Consider the following 23,202-nt stretch of genomic DNA (forward strand, 5'->3'; position numbering starts at 1 on the left):
CTTAAAGATTCGTGTAAAAATTGTACCACTTACTCGATACTTTCAGCAAACGATACACTTATATCCGGTACAAGATTGGGATACAAACCATAAGTTAAAGAGAGGACAATATACTGTCAGCATAGGGCTTGCTCAGAAAGGGACGTTTATTTACAACTGATTTCCCCAAATATTCTACTAATTGAGTTGACTGTGTTAAAATACACCCTTTCTGTGGAAAGACGTATCAAACAATTGTTCGAGCGCTTTAAGTAATGTAAAGTAGTAAAAGAAATTCCCCTTTGCTGAAACTCAAAAGTGTGGATACTAATTTTGCTCTATTTGCATCCTACACTTTCTAAGAGTAATTCAATTACACAAGATGAACTTGCCTGCAACAAGTCGCCAGGAGCTTTTTTTCCTGTAGTGCAAAATTATTAAAACATGTCTATTTCATCATTTTCTTTTTAAGACAGTTCCTGAGCTCTCCTTGTAAGGGACTTGCATCCTCTGCAATAGTATGGTATATTCGATACCAGATGCCCATACTGGGCACACACCCTTTTGCCAGACAACCTCACCGCCTATGTACAAACTTCAACTAGAGGCTAGGGTTTGCAGCAGCAGTCGGGCCATTATGCAATTTTGAAATAACGACCTAATGCGAATTAAATTAGCCTTTCTTGTTTTACTATTAACCATTAGCACTTGTCATAACAAAAAAGGAGAATACCTCTGTACACCTTGCGATTTGTCTTGTGACCAACTCACTTTTTCCGAAGCTGGGATTTGCCCCCATTGTAGGATGAAACTCATAAAGAAAAGTGATTTAAAAGAGGAAAAAGAATTAGTATTGAACTTAATCCATATCCAAGAAGGCTCTGGTGAATTTTTAATTGAGGGAGGAAAATCCAATAAGGATAGACCAATACAAGTATTTTACCATAGGCCTAAAAATTATGGGGCTCATTCTAAAATTTTGATGGTAATTCCTGGAGCCGGAAGAAACGCAGACAGTTACAGGGATGCTTGGATAGAGGAATCGGAAAAATATAGTCTTCTTATTTTATCCCCTCTCTACCAGGAAAGTGAATACGGATTTGAGGACTACCATTTATGCGGTTTGATAAAGGGCTCAAACTTAAAAAATAGTATAGACTATGTGGAAGGTACGAACATAGCTAAACTCGATGAAGAAAAGGTGAATTTCAAATTCAACCCAAATTCGGATGAATGGATTTTCAATGATTTTGATAGAATATTTGATTTAGCTGTAAAGGCGCTTAACTCAAAGCAGATCAAATACGACATTTTTGGACATTCTGCGGGCGGGCATATTTTACATAGACTTGCTCTTTTTCAAAAAAGCTCAAAGACCAATATAATTTTAGCTTCAAATGCAAGTTTTTATACCTTACCAAGTTTTGATTATAGATTTCCATTTGGCCTAAAAGATTCATCCATAGACCGGGAAGCATTAAAAAATGCTTTTAGAAGAAAGCTGGTCGTCTTTTTGGGTGAACTCGATAATGAGAATGAGACAGGAGGAACTTTACTGCGTTCGAAAAGTGCTGATCAACAAGGCTTTCACAGATTGGCCAGAGGGAATTTCTTCTTTAAACATGCTAAAGAAATGGCTGCTGCTTTTGATTTTGAATTCAATTGGCAAATTAAAACTATTCCTGGTGTCGGGCATAATCATCAATTGATGGGTGATGCAGCTGGAAAATATCTCTATGAAAATAACTAATGGCAAGCGCACATGATATGGTAGATAAGGCATTAACAGGTACCAGGTCTTCTCCGGCTATTACTTGACAAAATGGCCTATAATAGTCACTAAAAGAAGAGGGGCAGAGGGGAAAGAATTGTATGGTTTCTAATTCCTTAATAGTCATTCTTATCTCCTTATGCCTTTTTCTCATCTCAGTCAGTTTATGTTTTATTGGTAAGATAGAAAAATAATAGGGTTATTTTCCATCATTGAAAAATAACCCTATTATTTTTCGCTATAAGCGATACTCTCCCGTATACATAGCTATCAAAGATCCCTATCTACCTGACTGTAAAGAGTTGACTTCTAACCCTATGTCTCATGAACTCTATCTCATCATGAGTATCTATATCAAGATAACTAAATCTTCCTTAACAGGCCAAGATGCTCTTAGTGCTCAGCTAGCAGAACTATCCACTCAAGTCAAAGAATTACCCGATGCTTGTTTGTATAAACCCAAGGCTGGCAGTCTATGGAAGTTCATCCAACTTGTCCATGAGGAAAATGTGCCATTAGAAATTATCTCTGAATTAGAAGAAGACCTGCCGATCAAAGATCTTGATAAAAAACAGATAGACCTAGCAAAGAAAAACAGAAACGAAGATCCCACCCAGTAATTTTATGTGCCCTTTGGTTAAACTGATTGTTTGAAAAAAGGGCATACTTACTGCTGCCAGGTAGGGTAATTTATCAGCCATTCATGGGTAAGAAAGACAGGTTTCTTTCGCTAGGTAAGCAAAGGAAACCTGTAAAACTAACTTCTATGGTATATATGTCTGTCTATTAGTGAGCGGCTAAAAACCAAACCCGATGTATAGTTGGGCAACAGAATTTCTAGAATCATTGGTTAACGTACCGGCTATACCGCTGTCGCCAACTTTGCGTAAGCCATAATTGTAGCGGGCCCCTATCATAAATTTATTAATATCTACCCCTATGCCTCCAACTAAACCGTAATCCATTCGGTTGAAATTATCTGCATTTAAGTCAGTAATTTCATTCGAATTCAGATCAGCTGATTTAAGATCCTTCACATTGGCACCTGCCAGGTAGGAAATATAGGGTCCGCCATGAAGCTGGACAGGCCCCAGGTTGGCTACTAAAGCAATCGGCACTTGGATATAATTAAGATTAAACCGCACTTCTCCCTCTTCAATCCCTAGTAAATCAGCTAAATCTGAACCTCCATAAGTCACCTTTGCACCTGTGTTGGTGTAGAGAAGTTCTGGCTGAATGGCTAGAAAATCAGTTACAGGTATTTTGCCAAATAAGCCAAAATGGTAGCCTATTTTCATGTTTTCATCTTCTACGTTGGGCTGATTGATATAGAGTTGAGAAAGGTTGGCTCCCCCTTTGATACCGAATTTAGGACCAGGATTGTCCTCCTGCGCTTGTAGGGGAGCAGCTACAAAGAGTAGCAGAGCAAGAAGGTTCAGGAAGGCAAGTTTTTGCCAAAGGTTGTTTTTCTTTTGCATAATAGGTGGTTGATTAGATGTGGTAACGAGGAGAATCTATTGAATTTTCTTGAATGGCTTTGCTAGAATAAAGCGTATTGTTGCGCACAAAGCCATTAACCGGCACTAGAAGGATATTAAAGGATACATAGTTAACTACAAGTGTCCTTCTAAACTATTCTTAATAAGGGCTTACGTAATAATTCAACAATAGGTTTACACATATTTATTCTTATTTAGTAACATTATATTTTTTCTCAGGCAGAAGTAGATGTGGAAAGTTCTTTGCTAACTCTATAAAAAATAAAAAAAGAGCAAGGTAAAAGAGGAAAAGATCTCCTATGCTATAGCCTTCAGCGGACCTTGCCCTTCCTGATTTGTAGGGACCTATCGTGCCGGAGGTACCTTGCCGATGCCGAAGGCTTCGGATGGCAAAGCACATCCGTTCGTCGGCGGATCAGCCACACGTCAGCGATTGAGAGAGGTTTTTTATTTGAGTATATTTTATATATTGGAATAAGTAACTTTAATTTTCATACACATATCAAAGAGCCCCTCCGATAGATGGGCTTTTTGTTTGTAGGATTGACTATAAAAGATTAAACGTATACTTTTGCCGATATGTAAGCTTTGGTAAAAGGGTCTTTCCATTGGAAGGGCTTTTTTTATTTGATAGGTAGACTGGAATTTATATATTGGGCTTAACTTTAAATATTAAGTTGAATTACAAAGAGCTTACCTGAATCGCTGACGTGCCGCTCACCCACCGACGAACGGATGTGCTTTGCCATTCGAAGCCTTTGGCATCGGCACCATACTTCCGGCACGACTTAAGAAGGCTTTTCAATTAGCATTTTTTTCCTATCGTACTATCGGTTTCAAACTGTTTATTCCATTTTAATTATAAATCCTCTTAAAAAGCCTTTCCCTTGGAAAGGTTTTTTATTCACTTATCGAATACCCATCGTATATAGTCTGGTATTGTTTTCATTTGCGATTGCACAAGTTTTGTTTTAATCCCATCGCTTGGCTATGGACTGTGAAGTTGCTTTCAGGCTAGTGATAGCATAAAGGATCGAAAGTTAACTACCCTTTGAATACATAAAAGAGCCTGTCTGATGGATAGGCTTCTTTATTGCTGCTCTTTAGCCGGAATCTATTCATAACTCTCCTATAAGGCTTACAGAATTTATCCAGCTGCTATTTGAAATGATCTTGCAAAAAGCTATATTTTGTTTTCACTTGAAAACAGGTAATTTTTATGCGTTCTGCTTTTCTTTTAGAGAATGGTACCCGACTTGTGTTTGAAACCACACCTACTAGTATATCGATCTACTTTTGTGATGAGCACTGGCATCCTGTAAGAAAATTTGCAAATATGGATTTGATAGGCAGTGAAGAGGAGTACCATGCAAACATTCGGTTTGCCCACCAGGCAGCTCCTTTAGTAGCCGAACAATCTACTCAGCTAGGGAGTAGGGAAAGGGCTTCGCTACAGTAAGCAGGTAGCGGCCTTGTATGGTAATAGCTTGACATAAAATTAGGCTTTGATGATTTTAAAAATACGATTAGATCACAAAGAGAAAGATAAGTAAGCTCTGATAACACCCACTTCCCTTCTTGCCCATATATAAAGTTTCACAATAGGGGGAGTTTTATTAACCACCCTATTATTGTCCAACCTACTAATGAAAAAATGGGCGAAAGGGGAAAAGAAAATTTTAAAGTAGGAAGACAAAAATTATTCATTCCCCTCTGGCCCCTTCCTTTACATAATTCCATTTATGTAACTTCAAAAAAATGCCAAATTAAGGCCAAACGGACAGTAGTGATTTTGTTCTTATAATGATGAAGCCCAGCATATGCTGGGCTTCATCATTATATATTATCTAACTAGCTTAATGTTTTTTAATCAAAACAATTGGCACAACTTAATTTTCAATCCTCCGATATCTAGGTGCGTATTACAGCTCGGAAAAGTGTCACAAATATTTTCTAATGCTTATTATCAAATTTCTTAAAGAAAATGTAATCTAATCCTGAGTAATCATCTTGTATAATATAATATTGGTGACCAAACATTATCTTAATCAAAGCTAATTTCTCACTATAACTTAAACCGGACATTAGAGTTAGTTTATTGGTCTTATAAACTAAATACTTTTGTTTGATCATATCAAAACCATTTGATTTATACTCTTTAAATATTTCAGTTTCTTCTTCGATTATTGAAAATGCTGTTTGATTCAAGGTCCGTTCTTCAAGGTAATAGTCATTTATGGTATATTGTGTCAGAAAACTGAAATAATTATGAAACTTTGTTTTGTAGTATTTTAGGAATACCTCATTGTATAATGAGGTATTAGTAATACATATATTAACTAATTTATCCTTTACATTGGCTTTGACAACTACAATAAAGGGTATATAAGTTTTATTACTGATTAACTTTAAATAATTTTCATTATCAAGATTTTGTTTTTGTTCAACATTACAAGATGTTATTAGACAAAAAAATAGATAGGTATAAATTAAATTTCTCATTCTGAATTTGGTTTTGTAGGATCTTTAAGTTTTGATTTATCTATTTTTTTATCCCCATAAGTTGTTCTCAACTTAAGTCCAATACGATATCTGACCCTATTTTCAAAATTAACTCCTCTAATTTCTTTTGGTCTTTTTTCAGGTGTCAGTTTATCCTCATCTAAATATCCTTTCATTTTGCCCTGATCATGATCATACATATGTCTTAGTTCATGAGCTAATGTCGTTAACGATATTGCTTTAGTTCCATCTTCTAAATTCTCTTCATCCTTTAGAGTAAGAATAGATCGTGATCCCATTGGTATTCCTTGTTTAGAAAGGTAAGGGCGCCTGGAAGTAACATAATTCGAATTTTGATTAAATTCGTCCTCTTCCATATAATGCCCATGCTTACTTGTTTCTAATGTTGAGATAACCTCTTGTACAAATTCATCATTAATTTTCTTTAAGTTATTTAAATTTGCCTGGACTTTTCTTGCAAATGCATGATTGCCTGTATAAAGTTTTCCATCAGCATTATAAAGCTTGCCATTGCTGTACTTTACTCTCTCAACAGTGCCATCTTCATTACGTTGTGTGATAATAAAGATATCTTTACCATCAGGATCAATAGCTATGATTGGTGAATTACCTACATAAACATAGGGTGAATACTGAAAATACTTTTCTGCTAATGGATCCACGGCATGCCATCTGCCTAGTTGCGCATCATACATCCTCGCTCCATAATCATTCCAATGCAGAGCAAACTCCTCCTGCTTCTCTTTGCCATTATACTGGAACTTATCATCTGGTGCACCTTGCTTTTCAATACCGGCTAGATTCAGGCCCCATGGACAGTAGTGCTTTTATAGCAGTACTTTACGTACTAACCTTTGTGATAAGGGTTGGCCTCTTAAGATCAGGTCAAGTATCTTAAGGAAGAAAATACAAATCTTAAATGCCTATTTATAATTTTTCAATTGAATTTTACAACTCTTATCGAGCGTTTAGGATTTGTAAAATGGCATTTATACGAGCAGGCAATGATTTTTGAGTAGGTTACTTTTATTAATAGTTGCGTATATTCGTCTATAGGGGCTGCTAAACGCAACTATTAATAGGAGTTGCGTTTAGCCAACTATTGGTTGCAATATGAAAGATTGTAAAGAAATGTAATCAGTAGATATCTAATATATGCTCAACAAATACGTCTTAGTAGATATAATTTTTATAGTTGGAACAGCTATTCTTTTAGTTGTTTTAAATGAATTTGACAAGATGGATCTAATAAAGACCTATGCTGTGCCTATTTTGTATGCATGCTATCTTATGGGTCGTTTATCTGTCAAACTAGTAAAGAAAGAGTCTTCAAACCAAGAATCAAAAATGGACAGTAGCCTAGAAAGATAAAGTAAAGCAACCAACACCATGCCCGAACGACAACTTGCCTTGCCTCACCACATAGCTAGAGCGCAGTAGGCACAATTTGCGTGGGCATTTGTTCCATTAGGTGTAAGCTGAAAAGAAACAAATGATAAAAAACAAGCTTCTTTTATGGGTAAGTCTACTGTTGGTCAGTCTTAGTTTGAAAGAAAGGGAAGTACATAAAAGCGGATTGTGTTATTATTCAAGAGAAGGCCACAGAGTAGAAGGATATTTTATTGAAACGACGCAACAGTCATTAATTGCTTTCTTAGAAGTAGCCAAGAATGATACTATTCATAAGCCTGCTGTCTATGAGTTGAACTATCGACATTTTCAAGAAGCTAAGATTGACAATTGGAATCAACTATCAATGAAAGCAGATAGATTTGTATATTGGAAATTTGTGAAAGCAGAAAAGTTTATACTTTCAGCCAATTCTAAAAATAGGATACAAGGCATTAATCTTATCACTGATAAGGGTAATTATTATTTTGAATTTAAAGTGAAAGGAGAGTTAAGATAAAAGCTATACGCCTAACATCCAACTCGAGCTGACAACCTGCCCATTCTAAGCGCAAAGCCACACCACAAGGGCACGGGGTGCGGGAGTTGTTGAGTCGTTAGATGCAATAAGAACTATCTTGAGTAACCATCAGATAAATGGAAGCACAAGCAGGAAATGATTTTTATGATAGCAAAGGGGTGTTTGAAAGCTATATGCAGCATCGGGCCTGGGAAGAGAATCCGGTAGAAGTTATCGAAAAGCCACTGATTCTGGATTTATTGAATGATAAACTAAAGGGCGCAGTGCTGGATGTGGGATGTGGCTATGGTGATCTGGCAAAGGAATTAGTAAGAAGAGGGGTAAGCAGATATACTGGTATTGATGCTTCTAGGAAGATGATAGCGCTTGCCAAGAGTCAACTCTCTGATCCAAGAACTGAATTTATTCAAGCTGATATTACTCAGTGGCAGTATGCTCCAACAGCTTATGATCAAGTTCTAGCGCGTCTGGTATTCCACTATATAGCCGATTTAGCGGCCTTGTTAGACAAGCTTCGGGATTGTTTAGCTAAGGAAGGAAAACTGATTTGTTCAGTTGAACATCCCCTATTAACATCTTCGATGGAAATATACCGACCAGTAGGCAAAAAGGGCCCTTGGCTGGTGGATCAGTATTTTGAGTTGGGTCCTCGGACGCAGGAATGGATGGGCGGAAAAGTGGTGAAATATCACCGGAGTATAGAAGAATACTGGCGGCTGTTTACGGAAGCAGGCTTTCGAATTGAATCTTTGCAAGAAGGATACCCCCAGTTCAAATTTTTTAAGATGAGAGAGGAGTATGAGCGAAGAAAAAGAATCCCTCTGTTTTTAATTATAAAAGCAGTTAAAGATATAAACAAAAGCGTCTAACACCCTTCACAATCGGCCACCAGCCCGCCCATGCGCATAGCTCCAGCTTGAGGGCATGACGTCGAATGCTATTGGGCCATTAGCCTTTATTTAACATAAGGCTACTTATTGAACTTTGAAAAATACAATTTTCAGCTAATAAGTTACCCCATTAGATAGCCTACTTACCGAGCATTTTTTTAAAGCTATCCTCTACACAGGACAAGATTCCCAGCCTTAAAACCGAGTAAAGGGATTTCAGGAATAGATTTTTTAGTAATAGTCTTATTTTGCTGTACTTTAATAGGTATATATCCGTAGTATTATTTGAATATTATAGGTGCAAAACTCATTTGCTTATAGGTTTCGATTTCTCCTTTTCTTGCTTTTTCACTTCTTGCCTGCAATAATTAATTGCAAACTGTAAGATGCTATCTCTGCCTATCTTTATATCAGCTGCAGTAGGTAGTACGGTGTAATCTACTTTTATACCATTTTTTTGACTTTGGGTACCATCCGGATATTCGATGATTACATTGGTAAATATGGCATTTATCTTTCCCGGTAGCGGGATGGAGGTGATACTGCCATCTGTTCCGGCTGTTTGTGATCCCATAAGAACCGTATTGGGAAGAGACTCAAAATACATGGCATACCATTCGGCCATGCTTTGGGTATACTCATTGACCAGGACAACTTTTAAGCCCTTATAGACTTTCCCACTGTCTACCTTTCCTTGAGCAATCTGGTAAGGTTGAAACACCCCTACAAAGTCTAATGTAGGGTCATACTCCCTGTATCCTGCTTTGTACTCGTCGGTGAGATAATGCATCAAGTCTCCTAGCATTACTTGGGGATAATTCCGCAAATCAAAGATGATTGCTTTTTGTTTTGTCGCTACCTGCATCACAGAGTCCACCTGCTCGCGTTTTAAATGGCCTAAGTCAATCATAGCACAAGATTCTGTAAGTGTTAGTACCTTTTTGGATGGAAATTTATAATTCCAGAAAGCCTTAAAGGGATACCTGGTTACTTCTACCGTTTTTACTTTTCCTCCTCTTTTCAGTTGCACTTGTACTTTGTCTGAGGTTCCTGCAAACAATATATTGTTAATGGCTCCTTGGGTGACTACCTCGTTGGAACCCTTGAAAAAGGGATATACCCGTTTTCTTATTTCCTGTTGGTCTACCTTATCTACTTGGAGAATTATGTCGCCTACTTGTATATCATTAACTTGATTCAACTCCGGATACCGGATCTTTGATACAATCGTTTGACTATCGAGGTAAGTTACCGAGAATGGCACGAGCTTACTCCATTTATTCTCTAATAAATAACGGCTATTGCCCATGACAGCATGTCCATCTTCCACTTCTCTGGTTAATTTGGTTAGTGTTAGATGGTAGTGTTCTAAATCCATCTTCCTCATTAATTGTGGGATGTACTGTTCAAGAATTTGATTCCAGTTTCGAGACAACAGGTATTTGTAAGCAAAAAAGTATTCTACTGCATTCCAGTGCCTGGCTAAACTCAACAAGCGATAGGTATCCTGTGCTAGTAAAAGTGAATCCGCATACTCCTTTTCATTGCGAAACGCTACAGGACCAGGACCAGTTTTTCGCTCTTCTGCATAGCCGACATAATAACTTTCGCCCTGATGCCTGTTTTCCCTTAGGTATTGCAGTTTACTTTTTATAGCAGGTGACAAAAGCGTATCCTGATATAACCAGCTAAAGTTCAGGTTCCGCTTCCATTCATCTGGCATATCGCCAAGGGGCTGACAAGAGACACATTTTTCAACCCTGCCTAATTTTTGCAAGAGCTCTTCTAAGAGCCTATTATATGATTCCTTCTGCTCATGTCTGATCAAAGGCACATTGCTTACAAACAAGGAATCCCAATCAAGTTTTCCTGCTGCTAGGGTTGGATGATAGTATTTCAAAAATCCCCACACTTTGATAAAGGTGGCAATCCTGTGAATTTCTTGTGTTTGGTTTTGTCCGCTAACTTGGTAATACATCAAAATGGAAAGAAGTGTAAGCACAGCTTGTTTGTACATAGTAGTTGGAGTTAGATAGCTTAGATTAGGAATAGATACAAGGGGTAGTCTACTTTATAAATCAGGATAAAGCTTGAGCGCTTTCATAAAAGCTAAACACTTTTACTAATCCCTGAGGCAAGGAATGCGTAGGAAAGCTTGATTACCTACCCTTGGAGAGAGTGTCTTTTTTTAAGAGCTGTTTGTACCTGCTTTGGAGTAAAAACCAGCATGAAGAGGCAATAATAAATATACCTAGCCCATAGAGGGTAGGGATCATAGAAATCTGTAAACCTGCTGCAATGATGTGAGGAGAGATCTCTTTCCCGGATCCTGAGATCACTTGTAGCATCTGATAGATGCCCATCGTTTGTCCTAGTGCCCCATAGGCAAAACACAGGCTTCCCATAAACAAAATGGCCGGTAAGCCCTTCTTCAAGGAATCTATAGATGTGCTCTTAGGTAAAACTAGCTGCAGTGTTTTTACTAGAATAAGTACAAGTAGTAGAAGGGCTACTAGGGTAATAGGCAGCATAAACTCTACTCCTCCGGAGATAATCAATTCTTGTAGCATACATGCGGTTAGTTGAAAGTATATAAATCATTTTAGGCAAGAATACAAGAGAAATCAATACGAAAAAGCCTTTCTCGATACATGACCTGCTAGGGAGGTAATACAACCTGCAGGAAGCCTTATCTGCTAGCTAGAGACCAAAAGCTGTTATATTCCCTTTAAAATAGGTTGTCGGTCTATAATCTTGTTTCTTATTAGGGAAACAGCAGAAAAACACACAATTTAGGGAAAGCTTATTGGTAGCCTGAAGTTATTTTCTTTATGAACATTGCCTTTGAAGCTCTTTTTTTAAAAAAATATTTAGTTGTGAGGCATCTGCTCTTTTGGAGCTTAGTGCTGCTGTTTTATACCCTCTTTTATGGGCATGTCCGGGGAGAGTACTACAAGACATTCTTTTATGTCTGTTTGCTGCTGCCTGTTACTATACTGACTACGTATCTGGCGATCTACATCCTACTGCCTAGGTACTTGTTAACGGGCAAATATGGCTATTTTTTCTTGTTCTTTGCCTACACCTTCCTATTCTCTGTCTGGCTGGAGTCTATCATCTTCTTGGTGGCTTTTATCACTATAGCCCAAAATAAAGTAGCTAACCTGAATCCGGCAACTTTTGATATCTTTTTCTTGATTGTGAGTATGTATCTAGTAGTATTTTTAGCTACGGCCATCAAGTTACTGCAACACGCCTATCAGGTCAGAGGAGCCCACCAGCAACTACTTACTAATCACTTAGAGGCCCAATTGAAGCTCAAAGAAGCAGAACTTGCTTTATTGAAAGCTCAATTTCATCCCCATTTTTTATTCAATACCTTGAATAATCTCTATGGTTTGACCTTAGAAAAATCCGATCAAGCTCCGGAAGTAGTGCTCAAAATAGCCGATCTACTCGATTATATGCTTTATAAGTGTAATGTGCCAAAAGTCGCTTTAGCGCAGGAGATCAGCCATATAGAGAACTTTGTTGCCTTAGAAAAGCTTCGCTATACGCACCGCTTGCAGCTGTATTTTGCTGTGAATGGCTGCACCCAAGACAAGTTCATTGCTCCTATGCTGATCCTTCCCTTCATTGAAAACAGCTTTAAACACGGGCTAAGCAAAGAAATAGGCGGTGGGAAATTGCACATTGAGCTGTCCATAGAGGGAAATCTACTGAACTTACGGGTAGAAAACACAAAAGGGTCTGGTCAGGAGCATAGGCAGTATGAAGCGAGAGAAGGCATTGGCTTACAGAATGTAAAAAAACGCTTAGCATTACTCTATGAGGATAAACACCATTTGCAGGTGATAGAAAAAGAAAAGACGTATCTTGTCCAATTAGCCATTCAGTTAGAAGAACACCCATGAAAACAAGCTGTTTGCTGGTAGATGATGAACCCATCGCCTTACGCGTGCTGCAAAGCCATCTAGCCAAGATTCCTACCTTGGAAGTAGTGGCTAGCTGTGGACATGCCATGGAAGCTTTTGGAGTCTTATACGAAAAAAAAGTAGATCTACTTTTTTTAGATATACATATGCCTGGGCTCTCAGGTATTGAGTTTCTCAAATCTCTCAGACAAACACCAAAAGTAATACTGACCACCGCGCATAGAGAGTATGCCTTAGAAGGGTATGAACTGGATATAGTAGACTACCTGTTAAAACCCATCTCGTTGGAAAGGCTCTTGAAAGCTGTGGATAAATATTATAAAAGTATTCCTACCCAAATATTAGCAAATTCTCCTTTTCTTAACCCCCTTTCTCAGGACCAACAGGACTATGTATACATAAAAAGTGAAAGAAAAATGCGTAAGCTTTACTATAAGGATATTTTCTTCATTGAAAGTATAAAAGATTATGTGAAGATCCATACCGGCAGTGAAGTGGTAGTGACCAAACAAGCCATTAGCCATTTTGAAGAAAGCTTGCCTAAGGAGCAATTTATCAGAATACACCGGGCATACCTGATAGCAAAAAGCCATATCAAAGTAATTACAGCAAATACGATTGAGGTGGCCAGCCATGAGCTGCCCATTGGCAGAAGTTATAAAAAATCAATCTTGCTTCTCCTCAATTATCCAAGTAATAAGTAGGAGTAACTTGTCTCAAATAGTTGCACAAATTCGTCCCTTTTCGGATATAACTCTGTCCATTAGCTTTCCTGCATTTCTATATCAAAAATTTGTACCGAAAATCTATATCCATAATCAATATACTCTATTTTTAGAATCATTGAGTAAGTGGTACAAAATAGGGAATCTAAAAATTAGACATACTTACAGATTTACAGTTTACTTAAATGTGCATTTAATGATTGCTCCAAAAATTTAAAAGCTTTTAGTTTTGTTTTTGCAAGTTTGTGGATTATCACATAGCCATTATAGAGTATAAATTAAATTTTACCTAGCATTACATGTTGTTGCTTAAGTTTTCTTTGTGTTTTCAGGAATTCTTCGCCTATTTTCTTCTGCAGTTTTGTTAATAAACTGCAAATGGTCAGAGAATCAAAATTTGGCTTAGTCATTAAAAAAGTTGTTGTTATTTGAAGCAAGGAGATCACTGTTCCATGGGCAGGGTCTGTAAAACCGTAATTCGTTGCTCCTGCTAATAAAATACGCCTTTCGGTCGGTAAGGCTCCCAATTGAAAAGCTATTCCTTTAGCATTTCCATGTACGTTATAGCTGGCCATCTTATAATATGGCCGCCACTTTTCTAATCCTACATTCATTTCAATGTCTGTGAAATTGGGTTTCTTCATGCTGAGAGTATTTGCGGCCCATCCATACCCCTCTTTAAATTCATTACCATAACGGCTTAATACATTATTATAGGCAAACTGAATTTTATTAAGTTCTTCCTCAGTTAATGGCTCCTGGCCAAGTGCCACACAATGCTCTTGGTATTGATTAGCGGCTTTATATAATTCCACTATCTCATGTTCCAGATATTTTTCGGCAACCTTATCACCATGCTTGGCAACAAACATTGCGCTAACTGTAATTTCATGTAAAGTCCGCCATCTGGCATGGGCTCCGTCTGCGAAACCTGATTCTAATAAAACCAAAACTTCTGATGCAACTTGACAGGCGCGGGCATGAAGTCTGGTTAGTACTTCAAAAACCAGATCATTTTCATTAGTAGCATTTTGATGATATTGCTCATTGAAGCTTACGCCCGCATCAAGAACAATTAGAATAAATTGCTCAAATAATTCAAAAGGCTCTTTCCAATAGTTCCATAACCTTTGTTCAAATCCCTTTCGATTCTGAATGTGCTCTTCCACTACTGAATGAATGTATATTTTATTTAGAACAACATCTGCTGTTTTATCAATTATTGAAGGTAATTCTTCAGATAAAGATAATATGATTCCCTCTAAAGCTTCCTTAATATATTCATTATTAAACTCAAGAGTAATGTTATTGGTCAACTCCGTGACGGAGGCAATCTTTGATCCTAAGAGTTGTTCATCCTCCAGATCAATACTGATGCCATCTTCATCTGAGCTTTCAACATGGGAAATTATTTGATTGATTTGGCTCTCTTTTATCTTAATGCCCAAATCGCCGAATTTCTTAAGTAATATCTCCCTAATGAGTGCTCTTGCATCCAGATGTTCTTGCAAGACAGAATCGAACAGATTTTGTAGTATATTCATTATTATATCATTCTAGAAATTAGAGGTTATCCGATTTAGTAGTGAATAAATAGCTTAAATAAGCCAATTTTTATGAAAGATGAGTACTTCACATTGATTAAATTTAGGCCATAATAGTTGCTACTGTTATACTCCCATTAGTCATAATTTCATTGATAGTATTCCTAAATTTTGCTGTAAGTGCCTGCTCAAACGTAATTATAGACTTTTTATAAATCTTTAGTTTAAGACTTTCCAAGCATCATTAATCGAAAAATTCTCCCCCCTTATCATTTTGTTATATGCATTTAACATAATTTGGAGTTCAATAGGCAAACTATCAAAGGTTTTCTGTGTACCGGGAAATACTTTTATATAGTCTGCAATGAATATACTAAGTAGGGCAAAACAGTATCTCATATTATTGGTTGTTTTAAATTTATAAGCTTCGTCATCTTTACCAAACATTTCAGCAAACTGGAACACAGAAACATTAGAAGGATGTGCATATAATGAAAAATAAGTATACATTTCTTCGAATAAAGGGTGTTTATTTGTTAATATATCACTTATTTGCTGCCAAGAAAGCGGCTTAACTTTATTATCTTCAAAGCAAATTTTATAGTCTTTATCTTGTATTTTACTAAGGATTATTTTTTGGCTTTTTTCATCAATCTGTAAAAACAAAGATGATTTTTTAATTTTTTCAACTAAACTTTCAATATTTAGTTTTTCTTCTTCATGCTTCTGTTGATTCTCTTTTTGAGTGGTTATTTTAGCAAATCTTTGGCGAAATTTTAAGCCTGCAATAACCCATAAGTAATACAAAATCTCTCGTTCATCCTTGGTCTGGGTTTTAATATAAATTAAATGGAACATACATACTGTTTCATATATATTTCTAACTAATGATGCTATTATTGTTGGATCAACAATGGAATTAATTCCTGTATTAAGCATTATAGATTCATAACCCACACCTTCAAGAAGTTTTCTCAAATGCATAGCTTTACTAAGCATCATTTGATTAACCATTTTAGCATCTCTAGTTGCATAAGAAAATACCGGTTCTTGATGGTGTACAATTGTTACTTTCAATAAGTATTCTATAAACATATCTAGGTGATTAATACAAACATCAATACTCGATGCATCCATCAAAGTGGTATATAGGAGTCTTAATTCTGATTTATTCATTTTTCTAGTCTATTAAATAATTTGATATATCTTTCTTCAAATTTCTAATATAACTGCGCAGTCTTTTTGCGCAGTTATATTTTTTTTGGTGGTGATTATTTTATTTATGGACTGACTTTGATAAAATTATTCACATTGATAATTTAAAAAGTGTTCTATTTTTATTTACTTATCGATTTAAAATAAACAGTGGTTAAACTCACTCCTATGATAGGTCTTCATGATCAGTGCAAGATTACAAAAGATGATAGCAAGAAGATTTGGAGGTATATGGATTTTGAATGGTTTGCTGACATGTTAGAGTCTGAAACTCTCTATTTTAGAAGAACTGATTTGTTTTCAGACATTTTTGAAGGCTCTTTGCCAGTTAAAACTATAAAAAAAAGAGAAGCACACTTCCATGAAGATAGTAGAAGGAATACGGTTACACGTGAAACCAAGAAAGAAAGGGTGATCTGCTGCTGGCATATGAACGACCAGGAATCAGCAGCTATGTGGAACCTATACATAAAAGGAAGAGAGGGTATAGTAATTCAATATACTATAGAAAGATTAAAAGCAGCACTTGGCCAGAGTAAAGAAACAGTTTGGTTAGGTGAAGTTGAATATATTGACTATGAAGAGGCTGAAATTACTCACACGAATGGATTGACTCCTTATTTACATAAAAGAAAAAGTTTTAAGCATGAAGAAGAATTAAGAGCAATTATTTGGAATAAAAGCCCTGAGAATAAAATCTTAAAGCTGGATTTTTCTCCTGGAGGTTATAAACTGTTTATATCAATTAATACCCTTGTTGAAAATGTTTTTGTTTCTCCAAATTCACACAAATGGTATGTGGATTGGGTTAATTTTTACATTCAAAAACATAAAAAATATCAATTTAAAGCCATTAATTCCTATATGGATAATGAACCGCTTTTTTAGAGTAAGGAACAGCAAAGCTTTAGGCTTCAGCTAATAACAAAAAGCGATGTTTAGTACCTACCTGGCTGTTTAAACTTGTGCTAAAACCGCATTCAATTCTGCTCGGCAATCAGGTCTAGCTAGAAGTTTATCCAATAAGTTAAGAGCTGCTTGGCTTTCAGGTGAGTCAGAGGTATGATGGGATAAGCTAGTGTAGATTTCAATCAATATTTCAAGTCCTCTTTGGGCTCCTACGTAATTGCGTTTAGGGGGAATCTGTGAGAAAAGAGCATCAAGTATGGTTATACATTCTCTTGCATGGCTCCTGATATTTTGGGCAAGGTACTCTAAAATATAATGATCATGGTCAAATTTTGAAGCACATGCCTCCAGATAAGAAATTAGTAGGGGAGCCATCCTGCCAAAAGTGTCAGATGGCAAGTGAAGGAATACAAAATTATAGGCTCTCCGGAGCTTTTCTGTAGGCTGTAGTGTGAGAAATAAAGCAAATGCATTGAAGAATACGCCTTTATCTGGCCAAACATCGTAACCCTTTATTAATTGTTCAAGTGAAGTAGCTTTCAGCTCGGGTTCAATCTCCCATAGCTCTTTTAATAATTCAATGGCACCTGCTTTATCATGTCCCCACAAAACCGTAAGAATTTTAGTCATTGGCTCATAGGCTTTTTTCTCTCCCATAGCACAACGAAATAGTTTTGAAAAGGTATTATAATCTCGCCAGACTAGGTATTGAAGCGACCAGAGGCCAGGTTCTATAAGCTCATAGTCTTCTCCTATTAAGTCTACAAATAGATTTACCGTTTCTTGGGGTGGGATTTCTGTATTCAAAAGCATGGCTAGGTGATGCACAGCACCGGCTCGAACATAAAGTGATCCTTTCAAAGCTACTAATCGCAGGGTATCTACTACTTCCGGAATTACTTCTTTAGGCAAATTTTCCCTTAGTAGATTATACACTGCATAACCACCTGTCGAACTTAGTGCGTCCATCAATATATCTTTTTTTTCACCTGAGATAGTAGATACTGAATCAAGATTGGCCCCAATTATCTTGAGCTCTGCCCGAATATCTTCAGGATCGGCTTTCTGCAGATTGCCATTTAAGTCCACACGGGTATTTCGGCATATTCGCCGAAGGTCGCCATCTGTCAACAAGCCCAGCTGGTGTGCTTCTTCAAGAAGTGGGCTAGCTAATAGAGGATTTGCATCATAAAGAATAGATACGAGTGTAGCTACAGATTCATCCTGGTGTTTAATAAGGTATTGCACTAGTGGCTGCCATTGGGAAGGATTATCCTTTATTAATCTTGTAAGGTGATGCAATAAACCCTCATATGTACCTTCCTCACTCATAAATTGGCGTTCTTTTACCCGATACTTACGCAGCGCCTTTAGCCAATTTTTAGCTGGTATTACATCTATTTTCCAATGTTGAGCTGGAGAAGGGTAACCGCTAGTAACTTTTACTCCTGAGTGAGGAACACTATTTGGTATATAGCCCCATTTACGTAAAAGTTCCTTATATAACTGCAGCAATTCAGGGAAATGAGAAAGTCTTTCCGGACTCAGAGCAAGTAAGTAATGTAAGGTTGCTCTACCGAATCTGGTATAAAACTTACTGTGACCTTCGTATTTATATACCTCCTCATCAACTAATGTGATTCTGCTGGTTAAAGCCTTGGCTAACGACTGCTTTTGATCTAGAGAAGCAGCATCCCATATTACCGGGAAAATCGTAAGGCAATAATAACTAAAACTATGGTCAGTTGCTTCAGCCAGCCAACCAGGTTTCAAAAACAATTTGAAAACGGCATCTGTAAAATGGGCAGGTTTTGCGGCTATTGTTACTAAAGAAATATTAATTAATAGATTGACGCGGCTATGTAGCCATTTTTTTACAGTTCTGCGATCTGGTGCAGTGAGATAATTAGTGGGGTCAACCAAATATTTCTGAGCATAAAATTGTACTGCATCTGTTGTATCCCGTAGTGTCTCCTCCTTCTCTGGAAAATCTTGCTCTAAGGAATAAGGTGCGGGTAAAAGTAGATATTTACTCTTCTTATTTTTATAGTATGGGTCTCTATAATTATTGGCTTGCCTTATCCAAGTGCGAAGTAACTTGCTACATATATTAAAGCAGATATCAGGAGCCGCTCTATAAAGTGCCTTAAAAATCTCTGTTTGTTGGTGATTTTCATGTTGGCTATTTCGGCTACATACCTTTGTCCATTCTTTTAACTGCTCATACATTTTGGAAGCTACCCATTGGGGCAAATCTTTTACAGCCTCCTGCAAAATATGCCAAAAGATAAACTGCTGGTTTGGAGTAACAAAGGATTCAAACAGCTTCTCAAAGAGTGGAATGAATAAGGGATGCTTAAAAGCTTTAAGCCTAAACAGTATATAAGCTATCCATTCCCGCTTATGTGTATTTTCAGGCAGTGCATCAACCTGTTCTATAGCTAGGCTAGGTGCGTAGTTAACAAGTCTCCAAAAGAGAGTTCGACCATCAGGTGTATCATCTAATGCCCCCACCTCTGGTATCAATTGTCTAAAAATTCGAGGCGAAGTCAGCCATTCCAACCATGGCCGGGCATTTACAGCTTCCAAGAAAGCAAGCCGCAGCGCATCATTTCTTAAAATGTAGTCTTCCACAACAGAAAACTCCTCAGTTAGTGGATTGGATTGCGATGCTATTTGTTGAGTTAGCAGCAGCCTAATATGGAATCGACAGTGGATTGAGCCAAGCAATTGCCCAAGTGACAAAATATACTCCGAAGCATTGACACCCCTTAAATAAGTGAGCACTTGCTGAATGAGGGACCGCTGAAACAGTCCCTGACCAGAACTTAGTACAAAATCAGCTAGGGACTTGTCAGATACTGCAAAATGGCGAGCAAACAAATATTCGTAGAAGGATTGGTGGAAGAATGCTATTTGTTGATCCAAAGGGCCCGTCACCACGAGAGCCCCACGACTACACAGATACTCAAAAACCTCTTCATCCTGATCCTGGTATTTAAATCTAGGAAGTGTCAAAGTTTGACCATTGTACATGGCCACAGCTAGGTTAGTTAAGTAATCCTTGACCCGTTTTGGTTCAAGATTAGCAGGCAGCCGGTTACGGCGAACTAAATAATTGCTAAATAAACGCTCATACAACCCCTGTAAACTTGAAATAGGCATTCCCCCACGATCTTCCTCATCTAATGCACAGTATAAAGCCAGATGCAGGGGAACACGTAGTAGTTCTTTTAGCACAGGAGAAATACCTTTTAGATTTGGCGCAATATGGGTAGCTTGTAGCGCTTCTTCTACTTGTGCAAGACTAAGCAATGGAACCTCAATCCGTTGCGCTTGCCGGAAAGAGGCTAAATCTGGATCATGTTCTAAGTCGAAGGTACGGCAAGACAGAATGATTCGGATATGTGTTAAATTGTAAAGCTCAGAAAGGAGTTCAGTATAACTGTTTAGATGCCCACGCTCCGCTGACAAACACATAGACAAAGCATCCAGTTGGTCAATGATAACCACCGATGGCCTTTCGGGAGAAGCCACTGTAGCCAAAGCCTGCAGCAAGGGATGATGCAAGCCAGCAAGCCTGATCTCCCTTAGCAACTCTCCTTTGGTGCTACCTTTCACTCGGTCGGCTTTTAAGCCTAATACCGGAATATCTTTATTCTGTAAGGCAAGGCAGAGAGAACGAGTTAACACTGTCTTACCTACTCCGGCTCCCCCAATTAAAATTTTGCTTTTTTGGCTGGCTGCTGAATCGCCAGTTTGGGGCACAGGCAATGGGTTTAATATCCAAGCTAGCAATTCATCTATTTCCGGACGGGTGATATGATGGGGGCTTAGGAGACCAATAGTAGCATACTCGCTAGTAAGAGATGAACTAGCTTGCTGCAATTGAGATAATACTTCATTAATAGCAGGAGGTACAATGAGCGGATAGCCTTCTTCTTGTAATTTGCGTCGAATAGAGTCAGGAGTGATTATTTGTTGAGTAGCTCCAGCTCTTAAAGCGAGCGCATGTAGACTTTTCTTAACTGCACTGGCATTAACAACATGTGGCTGCAACCGTAATATCAGGTTTTCTGTGATCGATATAGCTGGCAAACAATAAAATTCAATTTGATGAATAAATCGAAGTATATATGTGCGGGATAAAGCAGCATTTTCAAATGTTTTTTGTAGATATATTTCTATTTCCTTAAAAACCTGATAGGGTTTTGCTCCCAAATCATCTTTTAAACTGTCAAGTTTAGAAGTATTAACTCTTTCCACACAGTCCTCCAAGTCTCGATCCATGGGAGACTGGGAAACCAGTATCAGTCGGGCGGTTGCATCCTGCTGGTGCTGGTTAAAAAAGTCTCTTAATACTTCACGAGCAATCAATTGCTTAACATCCCAACTGCCTTTTCCGTCTCGATATTTTAAGCTGATATATTCTGTTGGTTCACTGAGGTGGACAATGACTAAGTCATCTACGGCAGGTTGTTGCGGCATCAAAGGTGCAGACTGACCATCAATAGGTATAGGTAGTTCGGTGTGGTGAGCCTCCGGTCGTAAAGAGATGATATCATCTTCAGTAATAGCTTCTGCAAAACGTGAAGCAGTGTATAATGCTTGGTATTCTACCCCTGATAACGTTGCTGAACCTCCTTTGCGTGACATGATGAATAGGCAGAAAATTTTATAGGTTGTTGTAGATATAAGCTCTACAACCTTTGATTCTTAACAGCTCCATCACTTTGTTAAGCTGTTGCCCACTAAAGTGGCCTTGCAAATCGTACATGTCTTTTATTGCCCTAATATAGTATCAATATCCCTGCTCTGATGAAGCACTCGCCGTACCACAATATAGTTTTGAGCAATGCTATCATAAAAAATGGTGTAGGGATTGACCGGAAAGCTTCGTAAGCCTGATTTTAGCTCGGGACGTAACCTTCCCATCGCAGGGTTCAGGGCTAGACTCTGGCATTGCTGCTCAATTTTGTCAATCATTTGATCAGCCTGCTTATCACTAGAGTTATCTGACATATATAGCCAAATTGCTATCAGGTCTTCTGCCGCTGCCTGACTAAGTTCGTACTTGGCCATTACTGCAGGTTCTGATCAGCTCTATTTTGCTTAAGGGCACGTGCTTTCTTTTTGATTGATGCCCCATCAAAGGGTTTAAGTTCACCGAAATATCCTTTCTCTATTTCCAGTTGTAATTGGGCTAATTTTTCCTGCTGTTCGAGAGCTCGCAAACCGGCCCTGACTACTTCACTTGCATTGTTATAGCGGCCTGAAGTAATCTTGTCATTGATATATTCTTCAAAATGTTTGGTTAGATGTATGTTCATAACAGTTGTAATTTACAATACAAAAATAGGAAAAGGTCTGGTATATGTCAATATTTGACAGGCAATTATTGACATATATGTATAAAGAATTGCAATCTTTACATTATTGAGAGGATGGATGAGTTAACATATAAATTGAAATCACTTCTAATTTTCTCTAGTGGCTTTGCTAAACTCCTTTACTTCAACTCCTGCAAAACGCAAGATTTTATACAAAGTTCTACGACTACCAATCCCAAAATACTGCATGATCTGCGTAGTAGATTGCTTATTCAATTCATACAGTTCTCCTACAGCATTAGCTATCTTTTGATATTTAGGAGCGAGTCCTTGTGGCCTTCCTCCTTTCCGACCACGGGCTCTAGCCGCTTGCAAGCCTGCCTTGGTCCGCTGTATAATCACATTGCGTTCATGTTCTGCTAAGGCACAAAAGATCTGAAACACCAGCACTCCACTTGGGGAAGTAGTATCAATGGGATCATTGAGCGAGATAAGATTTATCCCTTTCTTAGAAAGCATCTCTACAAGTTCCAGCAGACCTTTGGTTGAACGGCCTAGCCGATCCAGCTTCCAAATGACAATCGTGTCTCCTTCCCTTACATAACTCATCAGTTTTTCAAATTCTGGTTTATGTGCTTTCATCCCCGATACCTTATCAGTATAGATCTTCGAGCACCCATGTTTTTCTAAGGCATCTAGTTGCAGATCTAGAATTTGTTCTTGGGTGGACACCCGGGCATAACCTACCTTCATGTATTATCATAATTTTGTACCACTTACTCATGTGTTTTCAATATACGGTATATTGAAATAAGGTACAAGTTTTGGGTACAGTAAATTTGGCGAGAAATAGGCAAAAATTGTCAAATTTGGCATATGAGGGGTTGTACCGGAAAAGGGAGGTGGCTGTGGCACAACTCCTTCTTTCATTATTTCTCGTAGCTGAGTATCT

18 protein-coding genes and 1 pseudogene are annotated in these 23,202 nt (G+C 37.8%); 8 read left to right on the forward strand and 11 right to left on the reverse strand.

Annotation, left to right across the window (positions count from 1 at the left end):
• Positions 1–784: 784 nt before the first annotated feature.
• Both Q0590_RS32705 and Q0590_RS32710 read left to right on the forward strand, forming a co-directional pair.
• A complete protein-coding gene (locus Q0590_RS32705) occupies positions 785–1,729 on the forward strand; it encodes a hypothetical protein (protein WP_302041881.1) in 945 nt (314 codons plus the stop codon).
• A gap of 338 nt (positions 1,730–2,067) precedes the next feature.
• Complete coding sequence (locus tag Q0590_RS32710) at positions 2,068–2,370, forward strand: hypothetical protein (protein ID WP_302041882.1); 303 nt, start codon at positions 2,068–2,070, stop codon at positions 2,368–2,370.
• A 177-nt stretch (positions 2,371–2,547) separates the two neighbouring features.
• Here Q0590_RS32710 and Q0590_RS32715 read toward each other — a convergent pair whose 3' ends face one another.
• Complete coding sequence (locus Q0590_RS32715) at positions 2,548–3,228, reverse strand: porin family protein (RefSeq protein ID WP_302041883.1); 681 nt, start codon at positions 3,226–3,228, stop codon at positions 2,548–2,550.
• 1,240 nt (positions 3,229–4,468) lie between these two features.
• Between Q0590_RS32715 and Q0590_RS32720 the strand changes: the two genes are divergently transcribed.
• Positions 4,469–4,708, forward strand: coding sequence for a hypothetical protein (locus Q0590_RS32720; RefSeq protein ID WP_302041884.1), 240 nt, complete (start codon positions 4,469–4,471; stop codon positions 4,706–4,708).
• A gap of 494 nt (positions 4,709–5,202) precedes the next feature.
• On the opposite strand, the gene Q0590_RS32725 is transcribed toward Q0590_RS32720, so the two are convergent.
• Together Q0590_RS32725 and Q0590_RS32730 are read right to left on the reverse strand one after the other, a co-directional pair.
• Entirely contained in the window at positions 5,203–5,751 is a 549-nt protein-coding gene (locus Q0590_RS32725) for a hypothetical protein (RefSeq protein ID WP_302041885.1), read from the reverse strand.
• A pseudogene (locus Q0590_RS32730) lies at positions 5,748–6,581 on the reverse strand (RHS repeat-associated core domain-containing protein); the annotation flags it as partial. The gene Q0590_RS32725 and the pseudogene Q0590_RS32730, both read right to left, overlap by 4 nt.
• A gap of 683 nt (positions 6,582–7,264) precedes the next feature.
• Between Q0590_RS32730 and Q0590_RS32740 the strand changes: the two are divergent.
• Both Q0590_RS32740 and Q0590_RS32745 read left to right on the forward strand, forming a co-directional pair.
• Entirely contained in the window at positions 7,265–7,681 is a 417-nt protein-coding gene (locus Q0590_RS32740) for a hypothetical protein (protein ID WP_302041886.1), read from the forward strand.
• A gap of 137 nt (positions 7,682–7,818) precedes the next feature.
• Positions 7,819–8,571 carry a class I SAM-dependent methyltransferase gene (locus Q0590_RS32745; RefSeq protein ID WP_302041887.1) on the forward strand — a complete coding sequence of 251 codons (753 nt, stop codon included), beginning with the start codon at positions 7,819–7,821 and terminating at the stop codon, positions 8,569–8,571.
• Positions 8,572–8,899: 328 nt separating this feature from the next.
• On the opposite strand, the gene Q0590_RS32750 is transcribed toward Q0590_RS32745, so the two are convergent.
• Together Q0590_RS32750 and Q0590_RS32755 are read right to left on the reverse strand one after the other, a co-directional pair.
• Complete coding sequence (locus tag Q0590_RS32750; protein WP_302041888.1) at positions 8,900–10,609, reverse strand: S41 family peptidase; 1,710 nt, start codon at positions 10,607–10,609, stop codon at positions 8,900–8,902.
• A 142-nt stretch (positions 10,610–10,751) separates the two neighbouring features.
• Positions 10,752–11,162, reverse strand: coding sequence for a MotA/TolQ/ExbB proton channel family protein (locus Q0590_RS32755; RefSeq protein ID WP_302041889.1), 411 nt, complete (start codon positions 11,160–11,162; stop codon positions 10,752–10,754).
• Positions 11,163–11,423: 261 nt separating this feature from the next.
• Here Q0590_RS32755 and Q0590_RS32760 point away from each other — a divergent pair, with 261 nt between their 5' ends.
• Complete coding sequence (locus Q0590_RS32760) at positions 11,424–12,506, forward strand: sensor histidine kinase (protein ID WP_302041890.1); 1,083 nt, start codon at positions 11,424–11,426, stop codon at positions 12,504–12,506.
• Positions 12,503–13,231, forward strand: coding sequence for a LytR/AlgR family response regulator transcription factor (locus Q0590_RS32765; RefSeq protein WP_302041891.1), 729 nt, complete (start codon positions 12,503–12,505; stop codon positions 13,229–13,231). Before Q0590_RS32760 ends, Q0590_RS32765 begins: the two co-directional genes overlap by 4 nt.
• Before the next feature lie 299 nt (positions 13,232–13,530).
• Here the strand turns inward: Q0590_RS32765 and Q0590_RS32770 are convergent, their stop codons facing one another.
• Complete coding sequence (locus Q0590_RS32770; RefSeq protein WP_302041892.1) at positions 13,531–14,796, reverse strand: DUF5677 domain-containing protein; 1,266 nt, start codon at positions 14,794–14,796, stop codon at positions 13,531–13,533.
• Between the two features lie 219 nt (positions 14,797–15,015).
• Positions 15,016–15,972 (reverse strand): DUF5677 domain-containing protein, encoded by a 957-nt coding sequence (locus Q0590_RS32775; RefSeq protein WP_302041893.1) that lies wholly within the window; start codon positions 15,970–15,972, stop codon positions 15,016–15,018.
• Between the two features lie 207 nt (positions 15,973–16,179).
• On the opposite strand from Q0590_RS32775, the gene Q0590_RS32780 reads away from it, so the two are divergent.
• The gene (locus Q0590_RS32780; protein ID WP_302041894.1) at positions 16,180–16,899 is read left to right on the forward strand and encodes a hypothetical protein; all 720 of its coding nucleotides are present in this window, start codon (positions 16,180–16,182) and stop codon (positions 16,897–16,899) included.
• Between the two features lie 69 nt (positions 16,900–16,968).
• On the opposite strand, the gene Q0590_RS32785 is transcribed toward Q0590_RS32780, so the two are convergent.
• The 4 genes from Q0590_RS32785 to Q0590_RS32800 form a co-directional block, all read right to left on the reverse strand.
• On the reverse strand, positions 16,969–21,576 hold the full coding sequence (locus Q0590_RS32785; RefSeq protein ID WP_302041895.1) for an NACHT domain-containing protein: 4,608 nt from the start codon (positions 21,574–21,576) through the stop codon (positions 16,969–16,971).
• Positions 21,577–21,702: 126 nt separating this feature from the next.
• A complete protein-coding gene (locus Q0590_RS32790) occupies positions 21,703–22,002 on the reverse strand; it encodes a type II toxin-antitoxin system RelE/ParE family toxin (protein ID WP_302041896.1) in 300 nt (99 codons plus the stop codon).
• The gene (locus Q0590_RS32795; protein WP_302041897.1) at positions 22,002–22,250 is read right to left on the reverse strand and encodes a type II toxin-antitoxin system ParD family antitoxin; all 249 of its coding nucleotides are present in this window, start codon (positions 22,248–22,250) and stop codon (positions 22,002–22,004) included. The genes Q0590_RS32790 and Q0590_RS32795 overlap by 1 nt, the downstream gene beginning before the upstream one ends.
• A gap of 147 nt (positions 22,251–22,397) precedes the next feature.
• Complete coding sequence (locus Q0590_RS32800; RefSeq protein WP_302041898.1) at positions 22,398–23,003, reverse strand: recombinase family protein; 606 nt, start codon at positions 23,001–23,003, stop codon at positions 22,398–22,400.
• Between the last annotated feature and the right edge of the window lie 199 nt (positions 23,004–23,202).

This window comes from Rhodocytophaga aerolata, from assembly GCF_030503435.1.
In the GTDB taxonomy this organism is placed as follows: domain Bacteria; phylum Bacteroidota; class Bacteroidia; order Cytophagales; family 172606-1; genus Rhodocytophaga; species Rhodocytophaga aerolata.

Coding starts and splice junctions, on each gene's coding strand:
- Q0590_RS32705 (WP_302041881.1), top strand. CDS start 785: ATGAAACTCATAAAGAAAAGTGATTTAAAAGAGGAAAAAGAATTAGTA.
- Q0590_RS32710 (WP_302041882.1), top strand. CDS start 2,068: ATGTCTCATGAACTCTATCTCATCATGAGTATCTATATCAAGATAACT.
- Q0590_RS32715 (WP_302041883.1), bottom strand. CDS start 3,228: ATGCAAAAGAAAAACAACCTTTGGCAAAAACTTGCCTTCCTGAACCTT.
- Q0590_RS32720 (WP_302041884.1), top strand. CDS start 4,469: ATGCGTTCTGCTTTTCTTTTAGAGAATGGTACCCGACTTGTGTTTGAA.
- Q0590_RS32725 (WP_302041885.1), bottom strand. CDS start 5,751: ATGAGAAATTTAATTTATACCTATCTATTTTTTTGTCTAATAACATCT.
- Q0590_RS32740 (WP_302041886.1), top strand. CDS start 7,265: ATGATAAAAAACAAGCTTCTTTTATGGGTAAGTCTACTGTTGGTCAGT.
- Q0590_RS32745 (WP_302041887.1), top strand. CDS start 7,819: ATGGAAGCACAAGCAGGAAATGATTTTTATGATAGCAAAGGGGTGTTT.
- Q0590_RS32750 (WP_302041888.1), bottom strand. CDS start 10,609: ATGTACAAACAAGCTGTGCTTACACTTCTTTCCATTTTGATGTATTAC.
- Q0590_RS32755 (WP_302041889.1), bottom strand. CDS start 11,162: ATGCTACAAGAATTGATTATCTCCGGAGGAGTAGAGTTTATGCTGCCT.
- Q0590_RS32760 (WP_302041890.1), top strand. CDS start 11,424: ATGAACATTGCCTTTGAAGCTCTTTTTTTAAAAAAATATTTAGTTGTG.
- Q0590_RS32765 (WP_302041891.1), top strand. CDS start 12,503: ATGAAAACAAGCTGTTTGCTGGTAGATGATGAACCCATCGCCTTACGC.
- Q0590_RS32770 (WP_302041892.1), bottom strand. CDS start 14,796: ATGAATATACTACAAAATCTGTTCGATTCTGTCTTGCAAGAACATCTG.
- Q0590_RS32775 (WP_302041893.1), bottom strand. CDS start 15,972: ATGAATAAATCAGAATTAAGACTCCTATATACCACTTTGATGGATGCA.
- Q0590_RS32780 (WP_302041894.1), top strand. CDS start 16,180: ATGATAGGTCTTCATGATCAGTGCAAGATTACAAAAGATGATAGCAAG.
- Q0590_RS32785 (WP_302041895.1), bottom strand. CDS start 21,576: ATGTCACGCAAAGGAGGTTCAGCAACGTTATCAGGGGTAGAATACCAA.
- Q0590_RS32790 (WP_302041896.1), bottom strand. CDS start 22,002: ATGGCCAAGTACGAACTTAGTCAGGCAGCGGCAGAAGACCTGATAGCA.
- Q0590_RS32795 (WP_302041897.1), bottom strand. CDS start 22,250: ATGAACATACATCTAACCAAACATTTTGAAGAATATATCAATGACAAG.
- Q0590_RS32800 (WP_302041898.1), bottom strand. CDS start 23,003: ATGAAGGTAGGTTATGCCCGGGTGTCCACCCAAGAACAAATTCTAGAT.